General features: G+C 65.1%; 1 protein-coding gene and 1 pseudogene. One reads left to right on the forward strand and one right to left on the reverse strand.

Annotated elements, in window-relative coordinates:
* On the reverse strand, window positions 1-371 hold a 371-nt coding region (locus OZ411_RS42930), incomplete at its 3' end, for a LysR family transcriptional regulator (RefSeq protein ID WP_282532798.1).
* 181 nt (window positions 372-552) lie between these two features.
* On the opposite strand from OZ411_RS42930, the pseudogene OZ411_RS42935 reads away from it, so the two are divergent.
* Window positions 553-787, forward strand: a pseudogene (locus OZ411_RS42935) (MFS transporter); the annotation flags it as partial.

The following is a 787-nucleotide window of genomic DNA, read 5'->3' on the forward strand; positions in this document are numbered from 1 at the left end:
CGGCTCAGCCGGGGAAGAAGCCAGCGCATGCTGAACGTCGCCAGCGCGTTGACGCGCAGCACGGCCGCCGGCGCTTTGCCGCGTGTCGCGCGATGGCGCTGGACAGCGGACGAAATGCGGTCGAGCGCCGGGCCGATCTCCTCCAGCAGCGCCGTGCCGGCGGGTGTGAGCGTGACCCGCCGCGTCGATCGCCAGAACAGCGCGGGCGCTCCCAGCCGATCCTCAAGGAGGCGCACCTGCTGACTGATTGCGCCATGTGTCACGCCCAATTCGGTCGCCGCTTCCTTGAAGCTGCCAAGGCGGGCTGCCGCCTCGAAAGCGCGGACGGCGTTGAGCGGTGGCAAGGTCCTGCGCTGGACGGGAATACTCATTAGATAGAAATCCTAACTCATAGCTTGATTATTACTGATTTGTGACGGTCGCCTCAATGGTTCAGAGTGGATCCGTCGCGAGACACCAGCGCATCGGCGGTCCGAAACGGATCGTGGTGTAGATTTTCTATCACCGAAAGAGCTCCCCGGAAGCGGAGGAATCGACATGAACGACGCCGCGATGGCGGCTACGAGCCGTCCGCGCGAAACCGCATCAGGCTCATCGGCCCCGGCGAAATCGCGCAGCCTGCTGGCCGCGTGCCTCACCCACGCGCTTCATGACGGCTATACCGACGGTCTCTATGCCTTCCTGCCGGTCTGGCAGGCGCAGTTCGGCCTGTCCTATGCGGCGCTCGCCGTCGTGCGCGCACTGTATTTCGGGACGATGGGGGGCATGCAGATCCCGGCCGACCGAG

The organism is Bradyrhizobium sp. Arg237L (genome assembly GCF_029990105.1).
In the GTDB taxonomy this organism is placed as follows: Bacteria; Pseudomonadota; Alphaproteobacteria; order Rhizobiales; family Xanthobacteraceae; genus Bradyrhizobium.